The following is a 6,621-nucleotide window of genomic DNA, read 5'->3' as shown; positions in this document are numbered from 1 at the left end:
CCCTCGTTGCACTCCAAGATAGGGCGCGGCGCTGGCGACAGCCAATCTTCCCCTTGTTGTGGCGGAGATGCCGGCAGAGCAGAGGGGGCGCTGTCCCGCCGACGCATCGTAGTTTCTTGTTCGGAGATCGATAGCAACAAAGCGGCGGCCCTTATTGGCTCAACCGCCTCGGTCCTTCCGGTGCCTCTCTGGTCTGGCCTGCCGGCCGTCTCGCCCGCTTGACGGGAGCTTGGCGCTCCGTCGCCCCGCCAAATTGACTCGCCCCCCGCTCTCATTCATCCTTAGAGACTGTTCAGCGCCAGCGTGTACAGAGTGAGCCATGGCCAGTCCCGTCGCCAGAGAAAATTCCCGCCGCGCCGCGGTGAAGAAGGCGCTCGACCGCCACAAGGTCTATGTCACCGCGCAGAGCTTTTCCGGCGGCACTTACAGCGCCCGTGTGCTGGTCGACGGTGAAGCCTATTGGGTCGACGAGTTCCGGCTCTCGCAGCTGCGGCAGGGTCTGACGCCGGCCGAGCTGGAATTGACGCCGGCGACCGACGATTGAGTGTAGTGCCTTCGTCATCCCAGGGCGGAGCAGGAGCGAAGCGACGTCGCGGAGACCCTGGGATCCATGCCGTGACCTGGACGCGTCACGACGGTCCAAGTTCTGCTCGGCTGCAGTCCGCGGTAAAGATCACCGCATGGATCCTCGGGTCAAGCCCGAGGATGACGACCGCGCGGGCTCGGGGGCGCGAAGGATCGCGGCCCTTGCCACTGTCGGCTACGCGCTTCGGCACCTAACCCATGCCGGCTCCCCAACTCAAAACCTACCGCGCCAAGCGCGAATTCTCCCGCACCCCAGAACCGGCGGGCGGCACGGCAGGCGAAGTCAGCAACCGCTTCGTTATCCACAAGCACCACGCCACCGCCGATCACTACGATCTGCGCCTCGAAGTCGGCGGGGTGCTGAAGAGCTGGGCGGTGCCGCGCGGCCCCTCGCTCAACCCGGCCGACAAGCGCCTCGCGGTCGAGACCGAGGATCACCCGATCGAATATATCGACTTCGAGGGCGTCATCCCCGAGGGCGAGTATGGCGGCGGGCCGATGATCGTCTGGGACACTGGCACCTGGGCGCCGATGGAGGATGTGGACAAAAGCCTGCGCACCGGCGCCTTCAAGTTCCGGCTCGCCGGCCAGAAGCTCAATGGCGGCTGGATGCTGACCCGGCTGAAGCCCAAGCCCGGCGAGGACGAGAACAAGAAGAATTGGCTGCTTTTCAAGGAGCGCGATCTCGCCTCCGACACCGAGCTCGACATTCTCGAAGCGCGGCCGGAAAGCGTCAAGTCGGGCCGGCGCATCGAGGAACTGGCCGCGCCGCCGAAAAAGCCGCAGCGCCTGCCGCCGAAACCTGGCTCGCTGAAACCCGGCGCGCTGCCCGGCGCGGTCAAGGCAGACCCGCCAAGCCGCATCGAGCCGCAGCTCGCCGCGCAGGTGAGCGAGCCGCCCGGTGGCGAGGACACCGGCACGCTCTGGCTGCACGAGATCAAATTCGACGGCTACCGCACCATGGCGCATGTCGTGGACGGGCATGTGCGGCTGATCACCCGTGGCGGCCTCGACTGGACCAAGCGCTACGGCGACCTCGCGCAAGCCTTTTCGCGCCTGCCGGTCAGCCGGGCGATCATCGACGGCGAGATCATGGTGCTGGACGACAAGGGCATCTCGCGCTTCGCGCTGCTGCAGGACGCGCTGGCCCAGGGCGCCGGCTCGAAGCTGCATTTCTACGCCTTCGATCTCCTGCATCTCGATGGCTGGGACCTGCGCAGGGCGCCGCTGCAGAAGCGTAAGGCGCTGCTTGCCGAACTGCTCGCCGGCCAGGCGGCCAACTCCGCCATCCAGTACAGCGACCACGTCGAGGGCGATGGCCGCGGGCTTTACGACCAGGCCTCGGACCTTGGGCTGGAAGGCGTCGTCTCCAAGCGCGCCGATGCCATCTACATGAGCGGCCGAACCAAGAGCTGGACCAAAGTCAAGGCGCAAAAGACGGATGATTTCGTCATCGCCGGCTACACTGTCTCCGACCGGGCGGAAGGGCTTGCGGCGCTGGGCATGGCCGAGTTCGTCGACGGCGAATTGCACTATCGCGGCAAGGTCGGCACCGGCTTCGACCGCGACATGGCGACCGACCTGCTGACCCGGCTGGAGCGGCTGACCGTCGGCGCCACGCCACCCGAGGGCGTGCCGCGCGAGATCATGCGCGAGATGCATTGGGTGAAGCCGCTGCTGTCGGCACGCGTCCGTTATTCGAACCGCACCGCCGACAATGCGATCCGCCACGGCGTCTTCCGCGGCCTGCGCGATGTCGGCGGCCTGACCACGCCGGTTGCGGTCAAGCGCAAGCGGCTGATCGCCGAGTCCGACCTCGCCACCATCTGGGTCACCAATCCGGAGCGGCGGTTGTTCGGCAAGACCGGGCCGACCAAGCTCGACATTGCCGTCTATTACGCGCTGGTCGGCGATTTCATGCTGCCGCACATCATCGGCCGCCCGGTGTCGCTGGTGCGCTGCCCGACGGGGCGGCCGCAGGACTGCTTCTTCCAGCGCCACGCCTTCACCGGCATGCCGCCCTCGGTGGCGGTGTTCGAGAGCGTCAGTTCGGAAGGCGAGACCAAGACCTACCTCTCGGTCGAGGACGCCAAGGGCTATCTGGCACTGGCGCAGTTCGGCGTCGTCGAGTTCCACACCTGGGGCACGCACCGCACCAAGCTCGACAGGCCCGACCAGATCGTCTTCGACCTCGACCCGGGCGAGGGGATTTCCTGGCGCGAGGTGGTCGAGGCGGCCGTCCACATCAAGGGCGGGCTGGAGAGCCTCGGCCTGGTGCCGTTTGCAAAGACGTCCGGCGGCAAGGGCATCCACATCACAGTGCCGGTGACGCGCAAGCAGAACTGGAAGAAACTGCACCAGGCCTCGAGCACCATTTCCACTTTGCTCGCGGCAAGCGCGCCCGACACTTTCGTCACAGTCATGGGCAAGGAAAACCGCAAGAAGCGCATTTTCATCGACTTCCACCGCAACGCCCGCGGCCACACCTCCGCCGCTCCCTATTCGCTGCGCGCCCGCACCAACCTGCCGGCATCGACCCCGATGAGTTGGACCGATCTGGAGGCTATCGACGCGCCCGAGGATCTGAACTACGCCTCGCTGCCGGGACTGTTGGAGACCTCGGGCGATCCCTGGGCGGAGATCGACGAGGCCGCCAGGGATTTGCCGTCCCATTTCTCGTCATCCTAGGGTGCGTCGCTTCGCTCCTTGCTAGACTTTCGCCCAGTCCCAAGCCCAATCCATCTCCATCGACGCTTCCTACAATTTGAATTATCCTTCGCGCCAACCGGCCCAAGAACACTTCGTCAGCAATTTGCATGTACCATCAAGGGTCGGTGTAGGATTTCCGGAGCGCCAACCGTCCTGCGGACGAAGCGCCGGAGCATGATCTTGAAAAGGGGAACCGGTTTTCGGCTAAGATCATGTTTCCAAAAAAGTAACTGTCAGTGCATGGCCGCGTAGGAGTTCATCATGGCGCCCAGGGCAAGTTGGAAAGGTTACCTCAAGCTCAGCCTCGTCAGCTGTCCGGTCCGGCTTTATCCGGCCACCAGCGCGAGCGAGCGCATCTCGTTCAACCAGCTGCACAAGAAGACCCACAACCGCATCAACATGAAGCCGGTCGACCCCGAACTCGGCCTGGTCGAACGCTCGGACCTGGTCCGGGGCTACGAGTATGAGGACAAGCAGTACATCATCATCGATGATGCCGATCTCGACGCGGTCCGGATCGAATCCAACCACACGATGAACATCGAGGCCTTCGTCGACGAGAATGAGGTCGACGTCATCTATCAGGACTCGCCCTATTACCTTGCCCCGGACGGCGCCATGGCCGAGGAGACCTTCGCGGTGCTGCGCGAAGCGATGCGCAAATCCGGCAAGCTGGCGATCGCCCGCCTGGTCCTTTCCAGCCGCGAGCGCGTGGTGACGATCGGCCCGCGCGAGAACGGCATGTTCGTCTGCACCTTGAGGAACCCCAACGAAGTGCGCGGCACGGCTGAATATTTCGGCAACATCCCGGCCGGCAAGCCGGATCCGGAAATGCTCGATCTCGCCCAGGCGCTGATCAAGCAGAAGGAAACTCATTTCGATCCGAAGAATTACGAGGATCGCTACGAAGTGGCGCTGATGGGGATGATCCGCGAGAAGCTCAAAGGCCACAAGCCGATCATCGCGGCGGCGCCCGAACGCGGCAATGTCATCAACCTGATGGATGCGCTGAAAGCGAGCCTGTCGCAGTCGGCCAAGCCGCCGGCCAAGTCGAAGAGCAAGGCCGAGGAGGCGCCGGCCAAGCCCGCCAAGAAGGCGGCCGCCGGCGGCGGCGCGCCTGAGAACCCGCTGAAAGCGAACCTGTTGAAAGCCGTCGGCAAGAGCAAGAAGTGACGGGAGGGCCGGTGATCCTCCCCGGCGCCGTGTTCGGCGCCGTCGGCCCGCTGGCCGCGTTTCCGCTCAGGCTCGCCGCGCGCGAGGTCGAGCGCCGTCATGCCGAGTTGAGGCGCGGCGTCACCCGTCGCACCACCCATGTCGTGTTCGGCCGCACGCTGCTGGCCAAGGCGGCCACGGCAAGAACGGGCGATGGCGACATCGAGCGCCGCGTGCAGGCCGAGCGCGAAGCCGGGCGCGAATTGGTCAGCGAAAACGGCTTCCTGCGCTTGCTCGGCTTGTTGAAGGCGCCTCAGGCGTCGTCGCTGTCCCGGCAGTCGCTGATCGACCAGTCGCGGCTTTCCGCCAGCGATCTCGACATGCTGTCGCTGTTCGACGCCTTCGAACATGACGGGGAACCCTATTCCTTCCGCGACCTGATCCTGGCCAGAAAATATGCCGGGTTGATCGCCAGCGGCGCGACGTGGGGCGCGATCGCGCGTTCGGTGCATCGCTCCGGACCGGTCGCCTCGCTCACTGCCAAGTCGCTCAATCTCGGTTCGCAGCATGGCCGGCCGGACGCGATCTATCTCGACGAGGGCCGCAGCGAGCTCGACGGCCAGCTTCTGTTCGACCTCGGCTCACCGGAAGACGACACGCTGGAGGAGCTGTTCGCCGAGGCGGAAGCCGCAGAAGAGGAGGGGCGGCACGACGAGGCCGCAACGCTCTACCAGCGCTGCATGGCGATCGATTCGAAAGATGCCATCGCCGCCTTCAATCGCGCCAATTGCCTGCGCGGCGCCGGCCGCGCAGCGGAAGCCGCGCATGATTATGCCCGCGCGATAAAGCTCGATCCCGGCTTCGTCGAAGCCTGGTTCAACCTCGCCGGCTTGGTGGGCGACGAAGGCAAGGTCGCCTCGGCGCGGCGGCACCTGCAGAAGGCGATCGCGCTCGACAAGGCCTATGCCGACCCGGTTTTCAATCTGGCCCGGCTGGAGTTCGACGCCGGCAATCTGGCCGAAGCCCGCCGGCTGTGGGCGCGCTATCTGGAGCTCGACGCGGAGTCCGAATGGGCAAGACTGGCGCAGAAGGGGATCCAGTTCGTGGATTTGCACATGGCCGGTGAGCGAGATGTTCGCGCTTGAGACGGAGTGCGGCCTTGCCAGGAAGCCCGCCCGATGACCTACTTCCTCTTCGACGGCCCCGACTCCGCCCCTGTCACCGTCCTGCTTGCGCATGGCGCCGGTGCGCCGATGGACTCGGCCTCAATGGCCGTGACAGCGAAGGCTCTCGCCACGGCCGGCTTGCGAGTCGCGCGCTTCGAGTTCCACTACATGGCGGCGCGCCGTTTTGGCCATCGCAAGCCGCCGCCGCGCGCCGAGACCGTGAACCCGGAATATGTCAAGGCGATCGCCGATCTGCGCGCCAAAGGCTTGACCGGCAAGCTCATCATTGGCGGCAAGTCGATGGGCGGGCGCGTCGCCTCGATGGTCGCCGACGAGATGTTTGCCAAGGGCGAGATCGCTGGCTTGGTTTGTCTGGGCTACCCCTTCCATCCGCCCGGAAAGCCGGAGCAACTGCGGACAAAACATCTTGCCGACCTGAAGACGCCGACGCTGATCTTCCAGGGCACGCGCGACGAGTTCGGCACCAAGGACGAGGTCGCGACTTACGGCCTGTCAGCGGCAATAGAGGTGGTCTGGCTGGAGGACGGCGACCACGATCTCAAGCCGCGCAAGGCGGTGTCGGGTTTTTCGGTGGCGGATCACCTGAAGACGGTGGCGGAGACGATAAAAGCTCGGATGGCGCCTCTCGCTTCGTCATCATAGGGCGAGGCAAGGAGCGAAGCGACGCGGCGCAGACCTAGGATCCATGCCGTAACGCTGGCATTGCAACAGCTCAGAATTTTGCCCCCGCAGGATTCCACGGCGATGGTCACGGCATGGATCCTCGGGTCAAGCCCGAGGATGACGAATGAAGAGGCGTCTTCGGCAAATGAAACTCGCCACCTTCAACATCAACAACATCAACAGCCGGCTGGAAAACCTCTTGGCTTGGCTCGCCAAGGCAGAACCGGACGTCGTCTGCCTGCAGGAACTGAAATCCCGCGACACGCAGTTTCCGCTGACCCGGCTGGCGAAGGCCGGTTATGGCGGGGTGTGGAAGGGTGAGCCC

At 64.9% G+C, this 6,621-nt stretch carries 6 protein-coding genes; all 6 read left to right on the top strand.

Features of this window, described 5'->3' with window-relative positions; genetic code table 11:
- Positions 1–319 precede the first annotated feature (319 nt).
- Entirely contained in the window at positions 320–544 is a 225-nt protein-coding gene (locus EOA32_RS31185; protein WP_066998505.1) for a hypothetical protein, read from the top strand.
- A gap of 239 nt (positions 545–783) precedes the next feature.
- Positions 784–3,273 (top strand): DNA ligase D, encoded by a 2,490-nt coding sequence (gene ligD, locus EOA32_RS31180; protein WP_128373764.1) that lies wholly within the window; start codon positions 784–786, stop codon positions 3,271–3,273.
- Between the two features lie 282 nt (positions 3,274–3,555).
- Positions 3,556–4,467 carry a Ku protein gene (locus EOA32_RS31175; protein ID WP_095778244.1) on the top strand — a complete coding sequence of 304 codons (912 nt, stop codon included), beginning with the start codon at positions 3,556–3,558 and terminating at the stop codon, positions 4,465–4,467.
- Positions 4,468–4,478: 11 nt separating this feature from the next.
- A complete protein-coding gene (locus tag EOA32_RS31170) occupies positions 4,479–5,591 on the top strand; it encodes a tetratricopeptide repeat protein (RefSeq protein ID WP_128373763.1) in 1,113 nt (370 codons plus the stop codon).
- Positions 5,592–5,624: 33 nt separating this feature from the next.
- On the top strand, positions 5,625–6,275 hold the full coding sequence (locus EOA32_RS31165; protein WP_128373762.1) for an alpha/beta family hydrolase: 651 nt from the start codon (positions 5,625–5,627) through the stop codon (positions 6,273–6,275).
- 166 nt (positions 6,276–6,441) lie between these two features.
- On the top strand, positions 6,442–6,621 hold a 180-nt coding region (locus tag EOA32_RS31160), incomplete at its 3' end, for an endonuclease/exonuclease/phosphatase family protein (RefSeq protein ID WP_189407518.1).

The organism is Mesorhizobium sp. M1A.F.Ca.ET.072.01.1.1, assembly GCF_004023325.1.
In the GTDB taxonomy this organism is placed as follows: Bacteria; Pseudomonadota; Alphaproteobacteria; order Rhizobiales; family Rhizobiaceae; genus Mesorhizobium.
This window is presented reverse-complemented; position numbering and strand designations above follow the sequence as displayed.